The organism is Bacillus sp. Xin1 (assembly GCF_013314535.1).
GTDB lineage: Bacteria > Bacillota > Bacilli > Bacillales > Bacillaceae_G > Bacillus_A.
In genome coordinates this window covers 1-22,488 of record NZ_JABUAE010000003.1, presented here as the reverse complement: position 1 = coordinate 22,488, position 22,488 = coordinate 1, and the positions used below count along the sequence as shown (strand labels likewise).

General features: G+C 34.0%; 21 protein-coding genes and 2 pseudogenes. 7 read left to right on the top strand and 16 right to left on the bottom strand.

The features are described 5' to 3' along the window. Nucleotides 1-141: 141 nt before the first annotated feature. From HRG09_RS05330 to HRG09_RS05310, 5 genes are all read right to left on the bottom strand, one after another. The gene (locus HRG09_RS05330) at nt 142-1,041 is read right to left on the bottom strand and encodes a BadF/BadG/BcrA/BcrD ATPase family protein (RefSeq protein WP_174099715.1); all 900 of its coding nucleotides are present in this window, start codon (nt 1,039-1,041) and stop codon (nt 142-144) included. Nucleotides 1,042-1,059: 18 nt separating this feature from the next. Further along, nucleotides 1,060-2,214, bottom strand: a complete 1,155-nt coding sequence (gene anmK / locus HRG09_RS05325) for an anhydro-N-acetylmuramic acid kinase AnmK (RefSeq protein ID WP_174099714.1) — start codon at nt 2,212-2,214, stop codon at nt 1,060-1,062. Between the two features lie 20 nt (nt 2,215-2,234). Next, complete coding sequence (locus tag HRG09_RS05320) at nt 2,235-2,501, bottom strand: hypothetical protein (protein ID WP_174099713.1); 267 nt, start codon at nt 2,499-2,501, stop codon at nt 2,235-2,237. A gap of 122 nt (nt 2,502-2,623) precedes the next feature. Next, nucleotides 2,624-3,913: a PTS sugar transporter subunit IIC gene (locus HRG09_RS05315; protein ID WP_174099712.1), complete on the bottom strand. Its 1,290-nt coding sequence runs from the start codon at nt 3,911-3,913 to the stop codon at nt 2,624-2,626. Nucleotides 3,914-3,926: 13 nt separating this feature from the next. Beyond that, complete coding sequence (locus HRG09_RS05310) at nt 3,927-4,232, bottom strand: PTS sugar transporter subunit IIB (RefSeq protein ID WP_174099711.1); 306 nt, start codon at nt 4,230-4,232, stop codon at nt 3,927-3,929. Between the two features lie 252 nt (nt 4,233-4,484). On the opposite strand from HRG09_RS05310, the gene HRG09_RS05305 reads away from it, so the two are divergent. Further along, entirely contained in the window at nt 4,485-6,044 is a 1,560-nt protein-coding gene (locus HRG09_RS05305; protein ID WP_174099710.1) for a glycoside hydrolase family 10-like protein, read from the top strand. Nucleotides 6,045-6,102: 58 nt separating this feature from the next. Here the strand turns inward: HRG09_RS05305 and HRG09_RS29485 are convergent. Further along, nucleotides 6,103-6,324: pseudogene (locus HRG09_RS29485) on the bottom strand (DUF6688 family protein); the annotation flags it as partial. Nucleotides 6,325-6,395: 71 nt separating this feature from the next. Here HRG09_RS29485 and HRG09_RS05300 point away from each other — a divergent pair. Continuing rightward, nucleotides 6,396-6,557: pseudogene (locus tag HRG09_RS05300) on the top strand (DUF4021 domain-containing protein); the annotation flags it as partial. A gap of 110 nt (nt 6,558-6,667) precedes the next feature. Here HRG09_RS05300 and HRG09_RS05295 read toward each other — a convergent pair. Continuing rightward, nucleotides 6,668-8,896: an MMPL family transporter gene (locus HRG09_RS05295; RefSeq protein WP_174099709.1), complete on the bottom strand. Its 2,229-nt coding sequence runs from the start codon at nt 8,894-8,896 to the stop codon at nt 6,668-6,670. 123 nt (nt 8,897-9,019) lie between these two features. Between HRG09_RS05295 and HRG09_RS05290 the strand changes: the two genes are divergently transcribed. From HRG09_RS05290 to HRG09_RS05280, 3 genes are all read left to right on the top strand, one after another. Then, nucleotides 9,020-9,637, top strand: coding sequence for a TetR/AcrR family transcriptional regulator (locus HRG09_RS05290; RefSeq protein ID WP_174099708.1), 618 nt, complete (start codon nt 9,020-9,022; stop codon nt 9,635-9,637). A gap of 137 nt (nt 9,638-9,774) precedes the next feature. Beyond that, nucleotides 9,775-9,948 carry a hypothetical protein gene (locus HRG09_RS05285; RefSeq protein ID WP_006096976.1) on the top strand — a complete coding sequence of 58 codons (174 nt, stop codon included), beginning with the start codon at nt 9,775-9,777 and terminating at the stop codon, nt 9,946-9,948. Between the two features lie 400 nt (nt 9,949-10,348). After that, nucleotides 10,349-10,714, top strand: coding sequence for a carboxymuconolactone decarboxylase family protein (locus HRG09_RS05280; RefSeq protein WP_174099707.1), 366 nt, complete (start codon nt 10,349-10,351; stop codon nt 10,712-10,714). Between the two features lie 99 nt (nt 10,715-10,813). On the opposite strand, the gene HRG09_RS05275 is transcribed toward HRG09_RS05280, so the two are convergent. The 4 genes from HRG09_RS05275 to HRG09_RS05260 form a co-directional block, all read right to left on the bottom strand. Next, nucleotides 10,814-11,647: a DUF3974 domain-containing protein gene (locus HRG09_RS05275; protein WP_174099706.1), complete on the bottom strand. Its 834-nt coding sequence runs from the start codon at nt 11,645-11,647 to the stop codon at nt 10,814-10,816. A gap of 24 nt (nt 11,648-11,671) precedes the next feature. Beyond that, entirely contained in the window at nt 11,672-12,781 is a 1,110-nt protein-coding gene (locus HRG09_RS05270) for a toxic anion resistance protein (protein WP_174099705.1), read from the bottom strand. 212 nt (nt 12,782-12,993) lie between these two features. Continuing rightward, on the bottom strand, nt 12,994-14,430 hold the full coding sequence (locus HRG09_RS05265) for a class I adenylate-forming enzyme family protein (RefSeq protein WP_174099704.1): 1,437 nt from the start codon (nt 14,428-14,430) through the stop codon (nt 12,994-12,996). Between the two features lie 39 nt (nt 14,431-14,469). Then, nucleotides 14,470-15,051 carry an O-methyltransferase gene (locus HRG09_RS05260; RefSeq protein ID WP_375335749.1) on the bottom strand — a complete coding sequence of 194 codons (582 nt, stop codon included), beginning with the start codon at nt 15,049-15,051 and terminating at the stop codon, nt 14,470-14,472. 318 nt (nt 15,052-15,369) lie between these two features. On the opposite strand from HRG09_RS05260, the gene HRG09_RS05255 reads away from it, so the two are divergent. Next, a complete protein-coding gene (locus HRG09_RS05255) occupies nt 15,370-15,528 on the top strand; it encodes a hypothetical protein (RefSeq protein WP_174099702.1) in 159 nt (52 codons plus the stop codon). 54 nt (nt 15,529-15,582) lie between these two features. Here HRG09_RS05255 and HRG09_RS05250 read toward each other — a convergent pair whose 3' ends face one another. The 5 genes from HRG09_RS05250 to HRG09_RS05230 form a co-directional block, all read right to left on the bottom strand. Continuing rightward, nucleotides 15,583-16,452 carry an RNA polymerase sigma-70 factor gene (locus HRG09_RS05250; protein WP_174099701.1) on the bottom strand — a complete coding sequence of 290 codons (870 nt, stop codon included), beginning with the start codon at nt 16,450-16,452 and terminating at the stop codon, nt 15,583-15,585. Nucleotides 16,453-16,469: 17 nt separating this feature from the next. Next, entirely contained in the window at nt 16,470-17,753 is a 1,284-nt protein-coding gene (locus tag HRG09_RS05245) for a phytoene desaturase family protein (protein ID WP_174099700.1), read from the bottom strand. 141 nt (nt 17,754-17,894) lie between these two features. Continuing rightward, entirely contained in the window at nt 17,895-19,535 is a 1,641-nt protein-coding gene (locus tag HRG09_RS05240) for a family 14 glycosylhydrolase (RefSeq protein WP_174099699.1), read from the bottom strand. A 238-nt stretch (nt 19,536-19,773) separates the two neighbouring features. Next, entirely contained in the window at nt 19,774-20,277 is a 504-nt protein-coding gene (locus tag HRG09_RS05235; RefSeq protein ID WP_174099698.1) for a GNAT family N-acetyltransferase, read from the bottom strand. A gap of 241 nt (nt 20,278-20,518) precedes the next feature. Then, nucleotides 20,519-20,827, bottom strand: a complete 309-nt coding sequence (locus HRG09_RS05230; protein WP_174099697.1) for a luciferase domain-containing protein — start codon at nt 20,825-20,827, stop codon at nt 20,519-20,521. A 263-nt stretch (nt 20,828-21,090) separates the two neighbouring features. On the opposite strand from HRG09_RS05230, the gene HRG09_RS05225 reads away from it, so the two are divergent. Then, nucleotides 21,091-21,696 carry a cupin domain-containing protein gene (locus HRG09_RS05225; protein WP_174099696.1) on the top strand — a complete coding sequence of 202 codons (606 nt, stop codon included), beginning with the start codon at nt 21,091-21,093 and terminating at the stop codon, nt 21,694-21,696. Nucleotides 21,697-22,488: the final 792 nt, after the last annotated feature.

Here is a 22,488-nt window from a genome sequence, read left to right as displayed (position 1 = left end):
ATACGATAAGCAAGAAAATCGGAAATAACATTCTAAATAAAAAAATCCATATTTTAATCCTTAAATCCATATAACACCTACCTTTGTAAATAATACCAAATATTTATTTTTAAAATGAGACTGCTATATTGAAAACTATGTTTAAAATAACATAGATTTTTTTACAGCTAAAAAATAAGCTCCTTTTGCTGATGAGATTTCATTTTGAATAAAATTTATTTCATTCATATACTTTTCGCAACACCTCTTGAATTCAGCATATATTTCTGGTGCAGAGCATAAAATCCCACCTTTCACTGCAATTGAAATTGGTACTTCAAATGACATTTTTTTATACACATCAACTGTAATTGTGGCTAATTCTTCACTAGCTTTTAATATAATTTTGAGCGCATCATTATTACCTTTCCTTGCTTCTTCTATTACAAGAGGAGCAATCGCAGCAACCTGATCTTTCTGTGAGGAATATACAAGTTGTTTTATATCAAATGGTGTATGAATAGGAACTTGATTTTGTATTGCTGTGCTAAGATTGCAAAATTGAGCACCTTTATCGTACTCGATTGTCATCCTTTTTAACGCTTGTAAAGCAATCCAATACCCACTTCCTTCATCTCCTAATATATGGCCCCATCCTCCGCTATACTCAAATTTTTCTCCTTTTTTCCCTAAGCAGATAGCACCTGTTCCCGCTATTGTTAAAATACCATCGTTTCCTCCTAATAAAGCGGCATGCGCAATTACTGCATCATCATAAATTTCAATATTTGTTTGATATTTCGTTTTTAAACGCTCTTTTAACACATTCATATCTATACTTTTCACACCAGCCAGCCCTAAACAAATACAAACGCAGTTCTCTTTAGATAAGCTTTGTTGACATTGATTAATTGCCTGCATAATATGCGATACAGCTTTCTCATAATCTAATAAAACATTTCCGAAACTGCTCATACTTCTTGCTATTTCTTTACCATTTTGGTCAAATGCAATCGCTTCTGTTTTTGTCCCACCACCATCTACGCCGATCATATACTTCATCTTTCCACCCTCTTTTTCTTACCTCACAATTGGAGGGAATGTTACATTACCTAAAACGACAGAATGTCTTGCCCCTGTAGCACTTGGTACATTACTTGGATTACGATGATATGTTTCATTTGCTAGCACAGCAAAAGCTATTGCTTCTTTTGCTTCCGATGAATACCCAAGTTCTTCTTGTCTAAATACCTTACAAGATTCCTCTTTCAAACTTTCTTTTATCATTTCTACAAGTGTTTTGTTATAACTTCCACCTCCGCCAAGAATAACTTCATCGATATGATAATAAGGAAAAATATCTTTTTGAAAATGATGAACAATCGAGTTTGCTGTAAACATTGTTACAGTAGCTATAATGTCCTCCTTACTGTGCCCATTAAATTGCTTTAACAATTCATCTGTAAACTCTTTTCCAAACTGTTCTCTTCCTGTTGATTTGGGTGGTAAAATTTCTAAAAACGGATGTTTCATACAATAGGAAAGCATTTCATCTATCACATTTCCCTGTTTTGCTATGTCCCCATTTTTATCAAAAGACTGCTGAAATAATCGTTGACACACTTCATCTATCACCATATTTCCTGGTCCCGTATCAAAGGCAATCGCTTCTTGTTTAGCTACTCGGCTTGGAATGACGGTTACATTCCCTATTCCGCCAATATTTTGGAGTACTCGATTTTTATTTTGGTCTCTATATAAAATGAGTTCTGAATATGGAACAAGCGGAGCTCCTTGACCACCAGCCGCCATATCCATCGTTCGAAAATTTGAAATGACTGTTGTTCCTGTTTCATAGGCTATAACTGCAGGTTCTCCGATTTGTAGTGTTGATGGAACCATCTTTCCCTCTTGAACAGGATGATGATAAACTGTTTGACCATGTGAGCCAATTAAATCTAATTGTTCTATTGGAAAATTAGATTGTTTACAGACTATTTTCACTGCATCGGCAAAACGTTGTCCGAGTTTAAAATTTAAACTACATATAAGTTTTACATTAGAAGTTTCTATCGACAACGCTTGCTGAATTTCACTTTTTATTTCTCTTGAAAACCGTGCTGTAATAAAATGAATGAGTTCCACTTTTGTATCCTTACCATTTCCTTCAATATGGACAAGGGCAGCATCTATGCCATCTAAAGAAGTACCAGACATTAAGCCAACAATATACATAGTATCACCTCTTTATTTCTTTAAAAGACAATCATATAGGTAATAAATGTACAACCAACTAGAAAAAATACAAATCTAACAATTAGTTGTACTTTTGATGAATACGTACCATCTATAAAGGACATAACAATTGTTAGCATTATACTTGCCGAAATACTCGTCACAATCCATATACTATACATCTGTGATACATCTAACATTCTTAATAGAGGCGTAAACAGAAGGTTTGAACAGATCACTACAAATAGTAGCAAAAACACACCTTTATAACTGAATTTTATCCCCACTTCATTTCACCTTCTTCTATTGATAAAACAGATTCGTTTCACCTTTAATCATGAAAGAAGTGATAGACTCGTTGCCTATCACTCAAATACATGTCTGTATGATTTCTTCGCATTTCTCATTCTTACACATTCACAGAATCTTGTTCGTCATCACCGCTTTTTTCGATTTCAATCATATTTTTATCGTACATTTTAAAGAATGGCAGATAAATAAGGAATGAGATTGCTATATTAATGAAGACTAATACAACCGCTCTCCAATCTCCTCCCGTCGCTAAATATGCACCGATTGGAGCTGGCAATGTCCACGGCGGCATAATATAAGTCGCAGTTACAAGTCCCATTGCAGTTGCGGTATAAGCAATGGTTGCAGTCACAAGCGGCGTAATAATAAAAGGAATAATTAAGATCGGGTTTAATACAATCGGAAGTCCAAATATAACTGGTTCATTAATATTAAAAATCCCAGGTACAATGCACGTTCTTGATAGCGCTTTAGAATATTTTGATCTACCGAAGACAATCATGGCTAATACAAGTCCTAACGTAGCTCCGGAACCGCCAATCCATATAAACCATTGATATAATGGCTCCGGTGCAATAAATGGTATACTGCTTGCTCCATCTGCAACTGCAGCAGAGTTTTTACCAAGATAAACTTCCCATAAAGGACGGGCAACTGTCCCAACAACAGAAACACCATGTATACCAAATGACCAGAAGAATGTAATTAGAAACACAGGTAGAATAACTCCAAAATAACTATCACCAGCTTTTACTAATGGTGCAGCTAGCTTATCAACTAAATGGTGTAAATCAATGCTAAAAACAACTGTGATAATACTCATAATAATAATAACGAAAGCAGCAGGTATAAGTGCTTCAAAAGAACGAGATACAGACGGTGGTACTTGTTCTGGCATCTTAATCATCACATTTTTCGTCTTACAGAATCTCAAAATCTCAACCGATAAAATGGAAACAATCATTGTAACAAATAACCCATGTCCCCCAAGGTTTGTCATTGAGAGCATAAACCCTTTCTTATCGATTAATTCAGGCGTCAATGTAAGGAGCAAGGAACAAACTGCAAGCTGCGCTCCTGATAATGCATCTAATTTGTAACTTTTCGCTAAATTATATCCAATACCAAAGGCGATATAAAGCGACATAATAAACATCGTTAACCGATACGGTATTAAAATACTTGTTATATGCTTTGCTGCCCAGATTGAAATAAAACTATCTTTTGGGAGAGGCGGAAACGCCACGATTAAAAAGAAACTTCCTACAATAATAAACGGTAATGCTGAAATTACACCGTCACGAATCGCTTGTAAATGCCTTTGCTCAGAAAGCCTTGCCATTGGGCTAGATAAGTTATTCTCAAGAAACGAGATAAACTTATTCATACTACTCTCCCTCCTAATGAATGAGTTCTTGCACTGTTTTTAATAACGTCGGACCACCAAGTGGTGTATAAGCCTGCGGCGGAATCACACCACAAGGAACAGACTGCTCATCTGCTATTTTTTTCACTGCAACAAATCTATGCCTTACTTGCGGAGCAACCATTACAACGTCCCAGCCATTTTTCACCTCTTCTTCCACTTCACTCGTGCCAATTGCGTGCACGTCCATACTGATTCCTTTCTTCTCAGCTTCTTTTTTTAAAGCGTTTACAACAATCGAGCTGGACATTCCTCCAGAACATACAAACAGAACTTTCATTTCATAATCCTCCTATATGCTTTAAGTAATTTTCATCCTTTTTCAAGGACTGTCAAAACACCACTGAAAGGAAGTTTCACGTTATTAAAAATGATATGAAGAATATAGGCAAATTAGTTCTGATGAAATGAAATTTCAGTAAAAATGTTTTTTATATGAAATAAAATTTTCAGTACCCTACTTTCTCAATTGTGAATCTTATATTCACATGATATAGTAGTCTCGATAATAGAATATGTAAGGAGGCGTACGATGATTTTTAGAAGATTATTAATGAGTTGTTGTAGCGTCATCTTGATTATTCCCTTCCTGTTCATAACCTCTAGCCCCACACAAGCTGAAATACCCACTACGTATCAAAAACATGAATTACGCGCCGCATGGATCGCATCTGTGCTCAATATTGATTGGCCCTCTAAGCCAGGGCTACCTATTGAAAAGCAGAAACAAGAATTTATCAAACTACTAGATGATGTGAAAAATGTAGGTATGAACGCAGTTGTTGTGCAAATTAAACCAACCGCAGACGCTTTTTATCCTTCCCAATATGGTCCTTGGTCCGAATATCTTACAGGCGTGCAAGGAAAAGACCCCGGCTATGATCCGCTTGCATTTATGGTTGCAGAAGCCCATAAAAGAAATCTTGAATTTCACGCATGGTTTAATCCGTACAGAATTACGATGAACCATACAGAAATAAACCGACTAGCAGAAAATCACCCCGCAAAACAACATCCCGATTGGATTGTATCTTACGGAGGAAAACTATACTATAATCCTGGTATTCCAGAAGTAAAAAACTTTATAACTGAAGGAATATTAGAAGTTGTACAAAATTACGATATTGATGCTGTTCACATGGATGATTATTTTTATCCTTATAAGATAGTTGGGGAGGAATTTCCAGACCAGAATACCTATGAAGCTTACAATAATGGAAAATTCTCTAACATTGAAGACTGGCGTCGCAATAATGTCAATCAACTTGTTAGTGGTTTAAATACCGCTATTAAAAAAGAAAAACCGTATATCAAATTTGGAATTAGTCCATTTGGTGTATGGCGGAATATAGCTGACGATCCAACCGGTTCTAATACAACTGCTGGACAAAGAAATTATGATGATCTATATGCTGACACACGAGAATGGATTCAAAAAGGATATATCGACTATATTACACCACAAATTTATTGGAATATCGGATTTGCACCTGCAGCATATGACATATTATTAAATTGGTGGGTAAAAGAAACTGTAAACAAACCTATTCAACTATATATCGGGCAAGCAGCATATAAAATTAATAATAACTCAGTACCTGCATGGTCAGACACTGAAGAATACCCAAGACAAATTGCGCTAAATCATCAAAATTCGCAAATAAAAGGTAGCATGCACTTTAGTTTAAAAGATATAAATAAAAATCCATTAGGGATAAAAGACCGACTAAAAAATGACATTTATAAACACCCTGCATTAATCCCACCAATGACTTGGCTAGATCACGATCCACCTAAACAACCCACTTTAAAAGGGGCTATTCCAAGAAATGAAGGTATCGCTTTAGGCATTATTGATGATAGAAACAACGACTCTGCTTATTATGCCATCTACCGAGTAAACGGAAAAAATGAAGTCGATATTCAAAAATCCGAGAATTTACTTACTACTTTACGAAAAACAAAACCTGGAGAAATTTATGTAGATAATACAGCTGTATCTGGGGAGATATATACGTATGTAGTAACTGCAGTGGATCGGTTGCATAATGAAAGTATTCCTTCTAGTAAAACTACTATAAAAGCAAAATAATTATGAAATCTCTCACTCTAAATGTGAGAGATTTTACTTTACACATATAAATAAACTACTATTTTCTCAGTTCACTATATTGAATGTGAATTCTATTTTCAGGATTTTTATCTACTGTATACAGTACCAGTAAGAAAAACCACTCTAATGGTTTTATTATGATATAAATGAAATCTGATGACTACTTTGTGTTGATGTGTTTACTAATTGGATAACCATATTTATTGTAAAAATCACTATTTCTACAAGGAGGATTATAATAACAATTAGCAGATAATACATATGTTTATCTACCAAACTCTTTTCATCCTTTTTTATTTTTTAAAACTACAGTGTTCAGAGGTTATAAAACTGAATTTTCCACATTCAAAAAAAGAAGAGATTAGCAATTCTAAAAACATAAAATCTAAAACTACATAAACTGGACTTCAGCCGGTAGATTAAGCCATGAATGGATTATTCGGAATACCAGAAACTGATATTGAAGACAAAGAACAGCAAAAAAGAGAACTTAAAAAATACTTAGTATTTAAATATTACTTTTATTTTGCATACATATTTCATTCCTTATAAAAAACCAAGGAAAATCAAAGTTCCCTTGGTTTTTTAATTTTCTTGTATTATCAAGCGTCTACTTTTTTTGTCTCTTTCTTCCTCCAAAGATTCCCTGGCCAAAAAGCGAAACGGCCTAAAACAACTGTAAGTGAAGGGACAAGAAGTGGTCTTACTATAAATGTATCTAGTAGTACTCCTATTGCTGTAACAATACCAAATTGAACAAGTACTAGGATTGGTAAAGTAGCTAGTACAGCAAATGTTCCTGCTAAAATTAACCCAGCAGACGTAATAACACTACCTGTTTGTACCACCCCATTTTTAACTGCTTCAAGGTGTGGCTGGCTTCTTTTATTCTTCCATATTTCAGAAACCATAAATATGTTATAGTCCTCTCCTAATGCTACTAAGAACACAAATGCATATAGAGGAATTGCTCCTTGTATTGCGGGAGTATCCATACCATAGTGAAGTAGTAACCAACCCGCCCCTAATGCAGAGAAGAATGATAATACCACTGTTACAATTAAGTAAATCATCGCCACAATAGAACGTAAATAAAAAAGTAATAATAATGCGATAACACCAATCATAACTGGAATAATCACATTTTGGTCACGTTCAGTCGTTTGTTTCGTATCGTATAATGTAGCCGTTTCTCCTCCAATCCAAATATGATTATTAGCATCACTTATTTCAGCACTCTTCATTACCTGTTTCAAACTTTTTCTTAACTCAGGGATTTTATTCATTCCCTCAATAGAATACGGATTATCTTTTATTGAAACTTCATACATTTGTAATTGATTGTTCTGTTTCCCTTTCACTGGTTCTGTTACTTGATCTACAAAAGAAAGTTTTGTTAATTCTTCTTTGACAGGTACATCTTTTCCTTTTGTATCAACAATAATTTGTACAGGTGCTAACTCTCCAGGTGAAAAATGATCAGAGATTAAATCAAATCCTTCACGTGAAGGCATATCTTTTGGAAATGATTCTAATAAATCATACGTAAATTGGATGCGTGGAACAAATGAAGCTAACCCACCTAATAGGAATAAAGTTAGCAGGATAATCGTCCATGGTTTACGGATAACAAGACCTCCAAGTTTTTTGCTTAAGAATCCTTTTGATTCTTTTACTTTGAGTGTTTCCTTTTTTTTCTTAGCGAGTTCTTCATTCATTTCTTTTGTTCTTGGGATGAATGGGAAAAATGCTATTCTGCCAAAAATAGCTAATAATGCCGGTAAAATCGTCAATGAAGCGATTCCCATAAGAAAAACAGCCACACTAAATGGTACTGCAAATCTATGGAAAGAGCCAATATGAGCAAGTAATAAAGTACCTAATCCTACTACAACTGTAAGAGCACTCATAATAATGGCTCCACCTGATTCTATAATTGCAAGTTGTAGCGCTTTAAATTTATTTTGCTCTACAAGAAGAAACTCTCGATATCTTGAAATTAAAAATAGACAATAATCCGTACCAGCTCCAAATAATAGTACAGTCATAATTGAAATTCCCTGTGCATCAGCAGCAATCCATCCTTTATCTGCTAGCAGTCCTAAAGTTGGACTAATTATTCCATAAGCAAATCCAACTACAATCAAAGGTAAGATTGCTAAAAGTGGCGAACGATAAAGAAGAATAAGTAGAACTAAAACAAGCAATACAGTTGCAACTAATAATTTCACATCGGCCTGACTAAATATGCTTACTGCATCAGTCTGAATACCAACTGGCCCTGATAGACGTACATGCAAACCAGAATCAGAAATCTTTCTTTTAAATGGATCATCTCCCAATGTATTCTTTATAACACGCTGCAGTTCAATCATATTCTCTTGTAGCATATCTGTCCCTGCAGTTTTATCAAAAAACACAGGAGTTATAAGAGACGTGCCATCTTCTGAAAGACTTTTTGCTAACACTTGGTGCGGTATGGTATCAAAAGGTGGTAACGTTGATTGACCCTTTAATGGCGAATTTCTAAGCTTTTGATAAGTATCTTGAATTGTCTTAAAATCCTTCTCTTCTAAACCTTTATCTTTATGCCAAACAATAAGAACAGGGTTTCCTGAGTCATTCGGAAATTCTCTCTTAATCATATTATTGGCCTGTTGTGACATAGCCGTTTCAGGAAGATTAGGGGCTGTCTCATCTTCAACAGTATTCACAGCTGGCCAAGTAAACGATAAAACGAGTGTCAATAAGACCCATACAAAAAGGGTAATCCACCTTGCTTTTGGTCCCCCGACATATTTCCCCCATGTATAAAGAGGATGCTTTTTCATCATATTCCACCTTTCAGACTAACTATAGAATCAATTATATATACTGGTCGGTTAATTAATCAAGAACCATTCAACTAATATGTTATAATATTTTTAATTATAAAGAGTCAGGAGAGAATGATATTGGAACAAAAACAACGTCCTTTAGGAAGACCACCTCAAAATAAAAATACAAAATCTACAAAAGATAAAATTGTTGATATTGCTACAAAGTTGTTTTTAAGTAAAGGTTATCAAATTGTTTCTATGGAAGATGTTGCAAAAGAGTGTGATGTAACAAAGGCAACTGTTTATTACTACTATGCTACAAAAGCTGATCTTTTTACGGACACAATGATTCAAATGATGGCTCGCATTAGAGACAATATGCATAAAATTCTTTCAACAAGTAAACCGCTTAAGGAGCGATTACTTGATATTGCAAAAGTTCATTTAACTGCAACAATGAACATTGACATCAAGAGTTTTATGAAAGATGCAAAAATATCTCTTTCAGAGGATCACTTAAAACAAATGCAACAAGCTGAAGATAAAATGTATGAAGTATTGGATCAAGCAATACATAAAGCAATGCAAAAAGGTGAAATCCCAAAAGGGCACTCACTTTTAAGTGCTCATGCCTTTGTTGCTTTGCTATACGTCGGTGATTACAAAGATGTAAATCAAAAACCACTGATTACCGATATAGATAATTTAGCTGTAAGTATTATAGATTTTTATTGGAATGGATTGGGACATTGATTCAGGGTTTTAAGTCATATGTATTTCCCTGAAATTGGTGTTTACATATTTATATAAAAAGCGACCATACTAATGTTAGTATTTTATTTATTAAATACTACATGTTTTACTAACTACGATGCTAGGGGGATATTACAATGGATATTCGTGAAGGATTAATTCCAACTGCATTAGGTACAGCGGTCACAGCTGCAGGTTATGCATTGAAGCAGACACGCGGGTCTAATAAGATGATTGCTAATACGGTATTTGGATTTGGTTTAGCTCACGTTGTTTTAGGGGTAATTGATCTAGTAGAGCATCGTCGTTAGAACAGAGGTAAGCATATTTAAATGCTTGCCTTTCCTATACCAAAATCTTAGATACTTTTATTTGAAATAATTTAAATTAGGTATATATCATGCTGAGAAGGTAGTCATCCGCTATACATGTATACGAAAAATTTACTATCTCTATTAAATGATTGGATTGGTTTACATGAACTTTGATAGTGTCTATACACATTTTTAACTTTATTCGCTTATTTATAAGAATAATTTCTTAGAAAGTAAAGATGTTACGTAATATTCTCCGATATGTTATTCTAACAACCCCTATCTTGTTTTAACCTCCTTCAGAACTTTAAAGTAAACTTCAAATATGATTAATCAAAATGCTTTAAGCTCATACTAACTTATGTTTCATAACTACTAGAAATGGGGTTGATTAAATATGGAATTTGAAGGTAGAAATACTACAGAATCTGCACTCCTTCACTATAAACATGGGTTAGGTTTATTTACGGAAAAAATGCCAAAACTGGCTGAACAGTTTAATTCTTTTACAGAGGAATGCTTTAAAGAAGGTACCTTATCAAAAAAAGTAAAACAATTAGTTGCTTTAGGGATAAGCCTTTATTCTCAGGATGAGTATTGCATTATTTATCACACTAAAGGATGTATAGATCAAGGAGCTTCGGAACAGGAAATTCTTGAAATCATTGGCGTAACAGCTGCCTTTGGCGGGGGGGCTACCATGAGCCAGGCAGTCACACTTGTTCAAGAGTGTATGCAAGAGTTAAATGAATTAAAGCAGTAACTATTCAAGATGTTGTTTAAAGATAAGTTTAGATACAATTCAAATTAAAGAATTAAACTAAAGAAAGCCTCTTGAGTAATGTACTCAAGAGGCTTTCTTTTACTTATTCTTAAATTTCTCCTTCGCCGCTCTCATCTTCACATTCAAATCATGATCAATGGAGTCTCGAATATCACGCTCTACTGCTTCCATTTCTTTTTGGAAGTTTTGTAAGTAAACTTGCAACTCTTCTTCTTTTTCTGGACGCTGTGAAGGTGGAAGTTGTGCAACCAATGATAACATATCGATTAAGTCTTTCATTAAGAACGTTTCAAGTTTGTGTTGTTGTTCAAACATGCGATGTTCTTGGTAATATGGAAGAGCATTCAATACAGAAACTGTGATGTCATCAACTGTTTTTTGGAGTGACGGATTGATTGAGCGTTTATACGCTTGAATTGTATTTAATGCATCTGGATAACGGTCATAAAAATACAATTTATAAAACGATAGATCTGTTGGCTTAGATGATTGTTGTGATTCTTGTCTTAAGAAATCTTTCACTTTCATTACTGCTGCATCAATATCTTCATTCGTCACTTTTTTCGTTGTTTTTGCCATAACGTGTACTTTCTTTTGTTTATCCTTCGGTAACATAGAGAAGACTTGTTCTCTTGTACGTTGATTTGCTGTACAGAAAAGGGTATTAAATGCTTTTTGTTCCTTTTTCCCCTCAGTACGAATCCAACGATAAAAAAGTGGATGTTGCGTAAACTCTTGTAAAAACGGCGTTGATTTGTTGGATAACTTTTCAATTGATTCATGTGCTCGTTTATACGGTTTCGCCCATGACAAGTAAAATTTCCTGCCAAAATAAACAAGTAAAACTACAGCTGTAAATCCTAGTAAAAGCAAAATTCCACCAATCATTAAAACAAATTCGAAGAAACCCATTTTTTCACCTCCTCTAATGCACTTTTATTTCTTTGGACGCTGAATGAGCTTCTGCTTCATTTCATCATTAAATGTGTCAAGTTCAATAACAAACTTCTTACTAGATTCAATAATGCGCTCTGACGATCTCTCAGATGCTTCAATCGCCGCAAATACATTTTGGAATGATTCACGCAATTTATCCATGCTGATCGCTGGATTTTCAAGCAGCTGCGTCGTTTCTTCTGTGTTTTGTTTTAAAGCCTGTGAATTACTTAATACCATCGATTCAATTGCTTCGTTTGTTGCATTCACTGCATCAATCGTTTTGCGTTGGTTTGTTAATGCAAGCTGAATCGCAGCTGAAACAGTAACAACATTTTGCGTCATTGTAATCGCGTTACGAATCGCTTCTGTTAACTTTTCATTATTTTTCTTAATGATATCTACAGATGCGATAGATTGTAGTAATACACTTTTTGCTTGTTGCATGTTACGCGTACGTACAAGAATTTTTTCTAACGCATCATTGATTAATGGAATATCCTTTTGACGATCTGGGTTTTGTTTTTCAGCCTCAAGCATCCCAGCAAGCTTTCGTCCTAGATACACTTGTTTATCAAGAGCATGAATTTTATCGTGTGATTGTTCTTTTAACATTTCTAAACCGACTGTATCTTCTTGGAGATTGTCACGCCCGATAAGTAATGATCTTATAATTTCTTCAATTTGTTTATCTATGGATTGATATTTATGAACATATGTTTCAAGTGGATTTTTCTTAAAAACTTTAAACATAAATTTCTTCATACCCGAGGCTTTTAATGAATTAGGGTCGAGTTCTGATACGACTTTACGCAATTCTAACAATGTATTTGGAATCTCTTCATTCTTCCCGTTCATCATCGCAGTTACAGGACGTTTCAGTGCAGATAATGTTTGCCCGGCTGCTTGCTGTTCCTTATCACCTAAATCTCCAAGCTGTGATAATACTTTTGAAAGATCTGTATTTTGTTCACTATTTAACTTTTGTACATATAAATCAGCCTCTTTATTCAATTCAACAAGTTCGTCATCTTTAATAACTGTATCAACAACCACGTCTACATTATCTTTCACTACTGATACAGATTCTTTTTTCTCTAATTCAGTCAACAAAATCGCTCCTTTATTTATATGTGCGAATTTATTTGCACTATATTTGATACCCCATGTATTTTCTAGTTAAAGTATCCTATTCAAAATAATCGAACAATGAATCCCTGCTTATGCAGTCATTCCCTGTTTCTTACCATAAGTATACCTGTTTCGTGCATTATTTTCCTCGGACTTAAGACCTAGAAGGCTACGTGCTGAAGGCGGATTCTTTACGTGTTACACAGTTTATTACTTAACAATTCAGCCCTCAATTTCATTTTATCTACCTTCCCGTTCGGCTTCTTGGGTAAATGTGATAGTACAGTCCAATTTCTTGGTTGCTTATACGATATTAATTTTTGACGGCACTCTTTTTGAATATCGACTAATTCTCGAGACAATTCTTTAACGATAACAGCACGTATAATTTCTCCACGCTTCTCATCTTTTTCCGAAAACACTACTGCTTCTGTAACCCCGGTGATTCCAAGTAATACATCCTCTATTTCACCAGCATACACAAAGCTTCCAGTAGCTTTTATAATGTCTCGGTCTCTACCTACTAAAACAATTTTCCCATCTTCTCTTTGGAAACCAATATCATGTGATGTTACCCAATCTTCTATGAAAGTAGCTTTTGTTTGCTTTTCATTTTCAATGTACCCTTCAAAAGCCTGACCGGAGCGAACAAATAATTTCCCAAAGTTTTCTTTATTAGTTACTACTCGTTCTTTTTTCTCATTGAAAAAGGCAATCTCTACATCTGGAAATGGTACTCCAACTGTTTCAGGTGCAGTTCTTGCATCATCTGGTGTTAAAAGTGAGGCATAGCCCATTTCTGATGATCCGTAATATTCATACAAAAATGATTTAGGAAAACATTCCTCAAATTTTTGTCTTTGTATAGGCGATAATTTTGTCCCAACTGAAATCATACACCTCGGAATCATTTCCTGCACACTTCGTTTTTGCTTTGCATGGCGAATTAAAGGTTCAATTAAAGCCGGTGTGATAGAAGCACACGATCCTTTCGCTTTAAAAAAAGTTTCTGGGGTGAACTTAGATAATAAAACAATCTCAGCTCCTATAGCTAATGCCTGAAGTGCCGGATATAGCTGGGCTGAATAAGATAAGTGTAACGGAACTACTACACGATCGCTTTCAATTAATGAAAATGCCTTACTCCACCCTTCAAAACTACTAGTCCATGATTGATGACTTTTAACAAACCCTTTCGGTGTACCTGTTGAACCTGAAGTATAACCAAAGAAGTATAACTCATTCTTACTACTCACATGTCTAAAAGGAAATGGGATAGTATTAGGCTCAATTGTTTGACATAAAGTCTCTTTGGATGTGATAATCCAATTAGGCTCCGTACTACTTATAATTGTTTGCCATTCAATTTCTGTAACGTCTGGATGAACCGGCAATATAATTCCACCAATTTTTGAAACCGCAAGTGCATCTTGAATCCATTCCATACGATTTTCTAACTTGATAATAAAAATATGTCCTGGTATCGCTCCGTCTTGCATAAGAGCTGATGCGCGATTTGAAACACATTCCGCCAATTCTTTATAAGTCCATCTGTTATGTTGTTCCGAAAGCGCAACGCGATCAGGATATTTTTGCGCCTGTTCATAGAAATAAGAATGTATACGCATTTTTTATGAAATCTCCTTTTTGAGTATGACTGTATCTCTTCATTTTTTTCTTGCTACAAACGCTCCTTTTTGAAAAGCTAGTAACACAGTTTCAAATGTCTCATCTTCTTCAATCATCTGAATAAATTCCGCTAACTCTTCTGTATGTGAAATTGCATTATCAATTACCAGAAATCCTTTAGGCTCTAATATACGCTTTATATTTTCCCACCACCACATGTATTGCGTACGCTCTGAATCTAAGAAAATAAAGTCAAAGGACCGATTAACTTGTGCATCAAAAAATGCACCAGCTTCCTGGTTATGAATATCAATACGGTGCCTAAGATTGGCTTTTTGAAAATTCACAAGCGCTTCTGCAACACGTTCTGAAGACAGTTCCACGGTTGTAACGACTCCATTTGTTTCTTGTACAGCATTTGCAAGCCATATTGTGGAGTATCCATTCGATGTCCCAATTTCTAATATCTTTTGAGCGCTACATCCTTTCACTAAAATGGATAAAAACTGTCCCATTTCTCGAGAAATATTTCTCAACCTTTCTTCTCGTTTTTCTTTTGTTCGATCATAGTTTTTTCCGTATTTTTCAAGTTCTAGCAACAATGATTCTATATGATGCATTTTATTCATCGCCTTTCCAAGCAAATTTAATAAATGATCAAAATTGATGAGAAACTCGATTATGTTTGTCTACCTTTCATTATATGCTAAATGAATCCGCTTTTCCTGTTATAAGACAAAGAATCGAATTTTTTTGTAGCATATTGTTACGTTTTTTGGTAAAGTTAATTTCTACGTGTAATTATTCCATTCACATTATTTTACAATCAAAACGCAATTATAAAATCATTTTTAATCGGTATTTTCCATTAAAGAAGCGCCCTTTTGGGACGCATTTTCTTTTGTTTATAACTGTAAATAGGAAAGGATGCTTTAAACATGAACGTGATTAATTTAGAAGCTGTTAGAAAACGTAAGCAGCATAAAAAGCAAATGATAACTATACCGATTATTAAACGTATTTACGAAGAGGACGGAGAAATCAAATTTGAGGTATTAGGTGAAAAAGATGTTCCTCTTGAAATGTTAGAGAAGTAATTCACATGATTTTAAATGAAAGACGCATTTCTTTTAAAATGCGTCTTTCCCATCCTATACATTCCGATTTAAATGCATAAGCTTCTCTGGATTCATCATCATATAAATAGATGATATTTTTTCCTCTTTAAATTCAAATGAAATTACATACACAGCGCAATTATTTAAACTGACAATAATACCTGGAACACCATTTACCATTTTAAATGTGATGGAGTGTTCTTCTAGCAACTTCTTAGTAATTCCTAAGAATAAGCGTACAATTCTTTCAGAAGTGTAAATTGGTTTAAGAGCCGTTGTAACCTTCCCTCCACCATCTGACTTCAATATCGCATCTGTTTTTAAAATTTCTAGCATTGCCTGCACGTCTCCTCGCTGTATCGAAGCAACGAATTGTTCTACATATTTGGCCATCTGCTTTGTACTTAACTTTGAAGCTTTCGGTTTATCTACTATACTCTTTCTAGCTCTGTGAAAAATTTGACGACAATTCACGCTACTTTTTTCAACGATTGATGCTATTTCATCATAATCGTAACCAAAAACTTCTCGTAATATAAATACAGCCCGTTCAACTTCAGATAACTGTTCCAATAATAAAAGATATGCTGTAGACATAGACTCCTTCATTATATATGTCATTGAGGGGTCATCACTCTCGTCAATAACTGGTTCCGGTAACCACATACCAACATAAACATTTCGTTTATGGACCGCTGAACGTAATTTATCGATTGAACGATTTGTAACCATTTTACACAAATAAGCTTTTACATTATCAACAGACTCTAAATCTTCTATCCTACTTAATGAAAGAAATGTATCATGAACAATATCTTCAGCATCCATAACACTCCCAAGCATACGGTAGGCTAAAGAAAATAATAAAGGTTTATATACTTGATACAATTGTTCCGTTTCCACACTCGCATGACCCTCTTTCAATTTATGACTTTACTTTGTTCTAGAATTTGTAGTGCTGCTCGTTTACCACTAGAAACCGCAGCATCAGCTAATAATTCATCATGGCCAGCCCAATCTCCTGCCACATATATCCCTGGCATTTCTGGAATAATAGGACCTGGATTTTCAGTACGACCAATATGAGGAAAATCATAAACAACCGTTATTTTAGGTAAATATTGTTTTACAACTAATTCCTGTTGCCAATTCGGATGTAATAAATCCATTATATGTTCTAACATAATTTTATCGTCATTAGAGTTACTAACTTGTAATGTAGGATTATGATATTTTATCAATCCCACTACTACAGTTCCATCGCCGCTTAGTTTAGCCGCTCTCGATTGATTCGTAAAAAATACAGGTTGGTCTAATCCTAAAGCAAACTGATGTAATGAATTAGGTAATTTTCTTAAAGCAAGATCTAGTGAGGCTACTGTAATTGGTACTGATTGTTCTTTCCATATATGCAGTGCTGTATCTTTTGCACCTTTTACAATATTCCAAGCCTCTTTTGGTGGTATTGTAATGACAATCGTAGAGACTTCAAATATTTCATCACCAGAACAGCGTATTCTTTGAACATCATTACAGTGTTCAATTTCAACTACATTTTTATTAGTCATAAATTGGACTCCAGCATTCATAGCTTTATCTCTTAGTTTTTTTATAATTGTCTCCCAGCCACCATCTACATAAAAAACTCCTTCTTTCATTGATCGTTGTATTTGTTTTAATACGGAAGATGCTAGCTGTATTGTCGGAGCATATGTGTAGGTTGTTGTCCGGCATAATGCATAAAACATATTTCTTACCATGGGATCTTTAATTTCTTGTTCTGCCCATACACTCAAACTTATTTTCGGAATTGTATTCAAATCTAATTTACCTAGCTTTAGCATCAAATGAGAAAATTGTATTTTAGCAGACCATGAGAGTAATGGTGTAGATAAAATTGATCGAAAATCTGTCGGCACTGTATACACATCATTTTTCCATATACCATGCGCCGTAGTTGAAGGTATACCTCCTGGAATATTGATTCCAAGTTCCTCAAAAGTTGATAGTGCTTCTCCTCCGCAATATAAAGCATGTGCCCCAAGATTCATAAGAATGCCGTTTTTATTCGTAGTCATTGCTCTTCCGCCAAAACGATTTGATTTTTCTAATACAACCACTTTTTTCCCTTCCCTAGCTAAATAAATCGAAGCTGTTAATCCAGCAAGCCCCCCGCCTATAATTGCGACAGTAAAGTTCTCCATACAAATTCCCTCCTTATTGTTCTACACACAAGACGGATGAAGAAAGCAGAATGTGACATCTTTGAAGATTTTATTTTTTCTTCAAAAACAAAAAGATCCCTTTACTATCTGATAAAGGATCTTTTTGTTTACATAATATAATTACCACCAACTGACGTGAGAGGTAGTCTTCAGTGGGACCGGATTCCATCTTTGTTGTATTGTTTGCCATGATTTGACCGTTCCATCTTTGCTTTTAATAAATGCTTTAAATTCTATATTTCTTTCAGCTGGCAATACAACATTTCCTCGCCAATCATTATTATGAGAATCATAATATAATTGAATTGGATATTGTTTCGTGTCCCAACTTCCTAATTCCGCACGATTCCCAGTAATATAAACAGTATCTCCTATTGTTGTAGGAGCATTTTTCACTACAATCGTTTGCATAACAGGGGTCACACCTAATAAATCCTTAAATCTTCCCATTAATGAATTGCTGTACATTACATCTTGATAACGAAGTAACGTAAATCCAGAGAAATTATAATTAAAGGTCATTTCTGCAACTCTGTTATACTCAGCCTCATTTCCTATACTTAAAGCATTTTCACCATTTAGTACAATTCCCTTTTGATTAGCTAATGTTGCAATATCTTGTACTAATGTTCTAGGCATTGAATATTCTGGATAACTTCCTTTGTCTGTCATTTCTAAACAAGTAAATGTTACATCTAACTTTGCACTTTTGAAAGCATCGAGTAAATGGCTATAATTATTATAGCCTGCTGGCCTTTCTGCTCCATGAGGTATAACTGGATTATTATATTGCCAATGTACTCCTGCAATCTTTGCGCCGATTGGTACTTGAAAACTTGGATCAAAAGCATTGTGTGCCAATTCACCAATTAATTTTGTATGATTTTCTAAAACACCTTGATACCATTCTAAATAATCTTTTCCATATACAGAATTATATCCATTCTTTAGAAACAGTTCCCCATCACTTGGTGGTAAAATTTCTGAAACGGAAGTAAGTTTTGTACTCCACGCTTTGTTCACTTCATTTAAGGAACCATATTTATTTAATATCCAGGAACGGAATTTTGACTTTGCAAATTCTGTATATGCTTGAAACTTTCCACGTGATGGATAACCGCTTCCATCAGCAGATGTGTAGGAAGGATATCTCAGCTCTCCAGCTGGCCCCCCAGATAAATATATCTTTGCAATTACATCTTTATAAGGTTTCATAGCAGCTGCGAATGCTGTATATAGTTCACCATATTCCTTTTGAATTACATCTGAAGCAAGTGGATTCAATGTTTCTTTATTAACGATTCCAGTTTCAGATTTAAAGTAAAGACTATCATCATTTTTTTGATTCCAAACCCATGAAGGAATTGGTGTATTACAATCATCTCCAACATTTCCACCACACTGATGCGTAGAAATAATAGGTATCATTTTCATACCTGCATTTCTTACCGATTGAGCAAAACGCTGTGCGTATGAAAAATCAAATTGCTGATCCCCGTTTTTTTCCATATCTCCCCACCAAAAATCAACAGTAATAGCATAAAAACCATTTTGTTTTGCCCATCTTAAATCATTTTCGAATGTCTCCCAATTTGTTACTTCCGGAATCTTTTTTAATGGTGCCATTAAGTAAGCTTTATAATCCGGATTCATTCCTTTTCCATTTACAGCCACATAACTTACTTGTGGAATGAATAGAGATACAAATAACATCAAGACAGGTAAAATGACACTACAATAATATTGAAACTGTTTTTTCATCTCTTTTCTCCTTTTCTCTTTTTAAATTTATAAAAAACATGTATCCGTTTTCATTATAAACAAAAAACGCAATCGTTTGCATGAAATATTGCATAATATTAAACTAAAATAAACAAGCTAGGTTAATTAACTTGTTTATTTTAAAATTAAAATACAGGTTATTCACTTTGATCTAAAAATATCATTTCTCGTTTTTGCTGAACTTGTTACACTACTTTTATAATATTTCACTCAAATATCAAGAAATCCTTTTACCAAGAATGATTAAATCCCTTTCTATTCCATCTAATTCTGCAACGTTAGGCAAATGCGCCCACTTTTCAAAATCAAAACATGAAAATAACTGAAGACTAGCTTTATTATGAGCAAATATGAATGCTAATAATGTTTTAATCTTGAGCTTCGGACAAGTATCTAACACTTTTTGTATGATATATTTACCTATCCCCCTACCTCTATGCATTGGATGAATGTATATACTTATTTCAGCTGTTCCATTATAAGCAGGTCGACCGTAAAAAGATTGGAAACTAACCCATCCGCATATCTCTCCTTGAGATTCTATTACCCATAGAGGTCTAAAAGAAGGTGAATGTTCATGAAACCATTGTTCCCTGCTCGTAACAGTAACAGGTTCTGTATCAGCAGTTACCATTCTGCTTGAAATAGTTGAATTGTATATATCCACTATGCTAGATAAATCACTAATTTTTGCATTTCCAATCTTAATATCTTCTTTCATAAACAACTCATCCCCCTGGTAAATATACTATTTTTTCATATATTAACTGAATTTTTACATACAATTCAAACATGAATTGTAATAAATCTAATGTTTTTTTCTTTTATTTCAAGTATTTACGTATCATATTTATTCTTACACTTTAGACTCAAAAAATAAGCAGAATTCCTCTGTCATAAAAAAATAACTAGGCATTTATACCTAGTTATTTTGTAAATGAAGTACCAACCTCGACTTTTCTCTAATTTTTTACGAATCTATCATACTGCATCCGAAAAAGTTCAATGAGAAACGGAATATCCTCTTCACTTTTTATATGATAACTGATCCATCCTGACTCAGGTAATACATGATGCGGTTGTACTAATCCTTTATTTACTAATTCATCCCGTTTTGATTTTTGAAATGGAAGGTCGGCTAATTTGTCACCATGAAGATGACCTAACTCTTTCTTTTTATAATTTAATTCAATACCACCAAAGCGATGTGGCTTTTCAGAAACACCTTCCCAGCTCAGGACTTCTTTTCTAATCATTTCACTATATGACATAACCATTCACTCCTTTATCATTTGGATGTAAGAATAATATACCTTTTCTCTTTAAACGTTACATCACTCAAAGGTATGAATGGATTTACGAAAATAGTTTAATGTTTTACTTTATTAAACATTTTTTCCACTATATGTACATCGACATAAAAACTTCATTTCAAACGAATACGTACAATCAATACTGCACACTAAAATAACTAGACTCATATCCTAATTCGTATACTTAATCCTATTTCAAAACAGAAAGGCAGGAACAACAAATGACTTCTTATATAGATTACACATCCCCCTCTGTCCGTTTCACTCATGATTTAAGTACGAGTAATTTTTTTAAAAAGGATGGAGAAAATTATATAAATGTACTTGGGATTAAACAATTAAATACATTAGACAATACTTCTTTATTAGATATTTTTCTAAGCACCGGTAATGTCGTAGAGCCTCATGTACATCAAAATGCTGCTGAACTAGTTTACTGTATTTCAGGAGCAGCTGTCGTTTCCTTACTTAACCCATTTACAAATCAAATTCTTAATCTTCCTATTAAACCAGGTCAAGTTGCCAACGTACCCCAAGGTTGGTGGCATTATGAAATCGCCGCTGTAGACAATACACATTTATTAGCAATTTTTAACGCTTCTACACCAGAAGTTATATTTGGTTCGGATATTTTAAGACTGACACCATCAAATGTAATGTCTCATACTTATTGTCTCGATGAACAAGAGTGGAAGAAAACAATATCCCCTATTCAATCAACTACAGTAATTGGTCCTCCAGCAAACTGCATCCATAATCAAAACCGAGATACAATGTATCATGCACCATATTCCCAGCAGCCTTCATACTATCAACAACAGTTTTAGGAGTATTAATAGGCGAGATATCCTTGAAGTGGATAAACAGATCCAAATCGTAAAGTTATTCTTTATGCAGTTGATCAGAGAATATTTAAGTATATATTGTTTTAATATCCTATTAAAACAATATTGCGCGTTACTTTAATTTACAGTTTAAAAATAAGTGTTAAGAGACAAAAAAAGATGTTTATCCACTCCATAAACATCTTTTTGTTTTGTAAAAATCTTATATACTCATCTTTTTCATTACTCTATATTTACCTGAAGTATCTACGCTAAACACAACGTAACTTCCTTTACCCTTCTGCTGAATCTCTAGATTGAAGTACTATATTATACATATCTTTTTTTAAACATTACTCATTTCAAAATCATTCATAATGCTTTAGGTTTCAAGAATATTCCTATTATTCCCTCAATATTATAATAGGAATTACAATTAATGACACTCTTATAATAAATTCTCATTATTTGCTCATTGTTTAACTACAATTAATATAAACGTTAAACTACCGTAACAATTACTAGAATTTTCACATATACTATCTATATATCAAAATATTAAACTGGAGGTGATGGTATCATGAATAAAGAGTACAATTCTAACAAAGATTCTAATAATAAAAATATCCACACTTCATCTTCACAATCTTCCAATTACCACTCATCACAAGACCTATATCGCCAAGGGTATGTAAAGAAAAAAGGGTGTAATTGCGGTAAAAATAAATAGAGCTTTCGTTTTATTCAGAATTAACCCTCGCTATGTAATCATAAAAAAAGAGCATCCATAACAAG

Excerpts from the sequence above, each read along its gene's own strand:
- HRG09_RS05285 (WP_006096976.1), top strand. The coding sequence starts at position 9,775 with ATGGATATTCGTGAAGGATTAATTCCAACTGCATTAGGTACAGCGGTC.
- HRG09_RS05225 (WP_174099696.1), top strand. The coding sequence starts at position 21,091 with ATGACTTCTTATATAGATTACACATCCCCCTCTGTCCGTTTCACTCAT.
- HRG09_RS05235 (WP_174099698.1), bottom strand. The coding sequence starts at position 20,277 with ATGAAAGAAGATATTAAGATTGGAAATGCAAAAATTAGTGATTTATCT.
- HRG09_RS05310 (WP_174099711.1), bottom strand. The coding sequence starts at position 4,232 with ATGAAAGTTCTGTTTGTATGTTCTGGAGGAATGTCCAGCTCGATTGTT.
- HRG09_RS05260 (WP_375335749.1), bottom strand. The coding sequence starts at position 15,051 with ATGCATCATATAGAATCATTGTTGCTAGAACTTGAAAAATACGGAAAA.
- anmK (WP_174099714.1), bottom strand. The coding sequence starts at position 2,214 with ATGTATATTGTTGGCTTAATGTCTGGTACTTCTTTAGATGGCATAGAT.
- HRG09_RS05265 (WP_174099704.1), bottom strand. The coding sequence starts at position 14,430 with ATGCGTATACATTCTTATTTCTATGAACAGGCGCAAAAATATCCTGAT.
- HRG09_RS05295 (WP_174099709.1), bottom strand. The coding sequence starts at position 8,896 with ATGAAAAAGCATCCTCTTTATACATGGGGGAAATATGTCGGGGGACCA.
- HRG09_RS05230 (WP_174099697.1), bottom strand. The coding sequence starts at position 20,827 with ATGTCATATAGTGAAATGATTAGAAAAGAAGTCCTGAGCTGGGAAGGT.
- HRG09_RS05315 (WP_174099712.1), bottom strand. The coding sequence starts at position 3,913 with ATGAATAAGTTTATCTCGTTTCTTGAGAATAACTTATCTAGCCCAATG.
- HRG09_RS05330 (WP_174099715.1), bottom strand. The coding sequence starts at position 1,041 with ATGAAGTATATGATCGGCGTAGATGGTGGTGGGACAAAAACAGAAGCG.
- HRG09_RS05255 (WP_174099702.1), top strand. The coding sequence starts at position 15,370 with ATGAACGTGATTAATTTAGAAGCTGTTAGAAAACGTAAGCAGCATAAA.
- HRG09_RS05280 (WP_174099707.1), top strand. The coding sequence starts at position 10,349 with ATGGAATTTGAAGGTAGAAATACTACAGAATCTGCACTCCTTCACTAT.
- HRG09_RS05245 (WP_174099700.1), bottom strand. The coding sequence starts at position 17,753 with ATGGAGAACTTTACTGTCGCAATTATAGGCGGGGGGCTTGCTGGATTA.
- HRG09_RS05240 (WP_174099699.1), bottom strand. The coding sequence starts at position 19,535 with ATGAAAAAACAGTTTCAATATTATTGTAGTGTCATTTTACCTGTCTTG.
- HRG09_RS05305 (WP_174099710.1), top strand. The coding sequence starts at position 4,485 with ATGATTTTTAGAAGATTATTAATGAGTTGTTGTAGCGTCATCTTGATT.
- HRG09_RS05275 (WP_174099706.1), bottom strand. The coding sequence starts at position 11,647 with ATGGGTTTCTTCGAATTTGTTTTAATGATTGGTGGAATTTTGCTTTTA.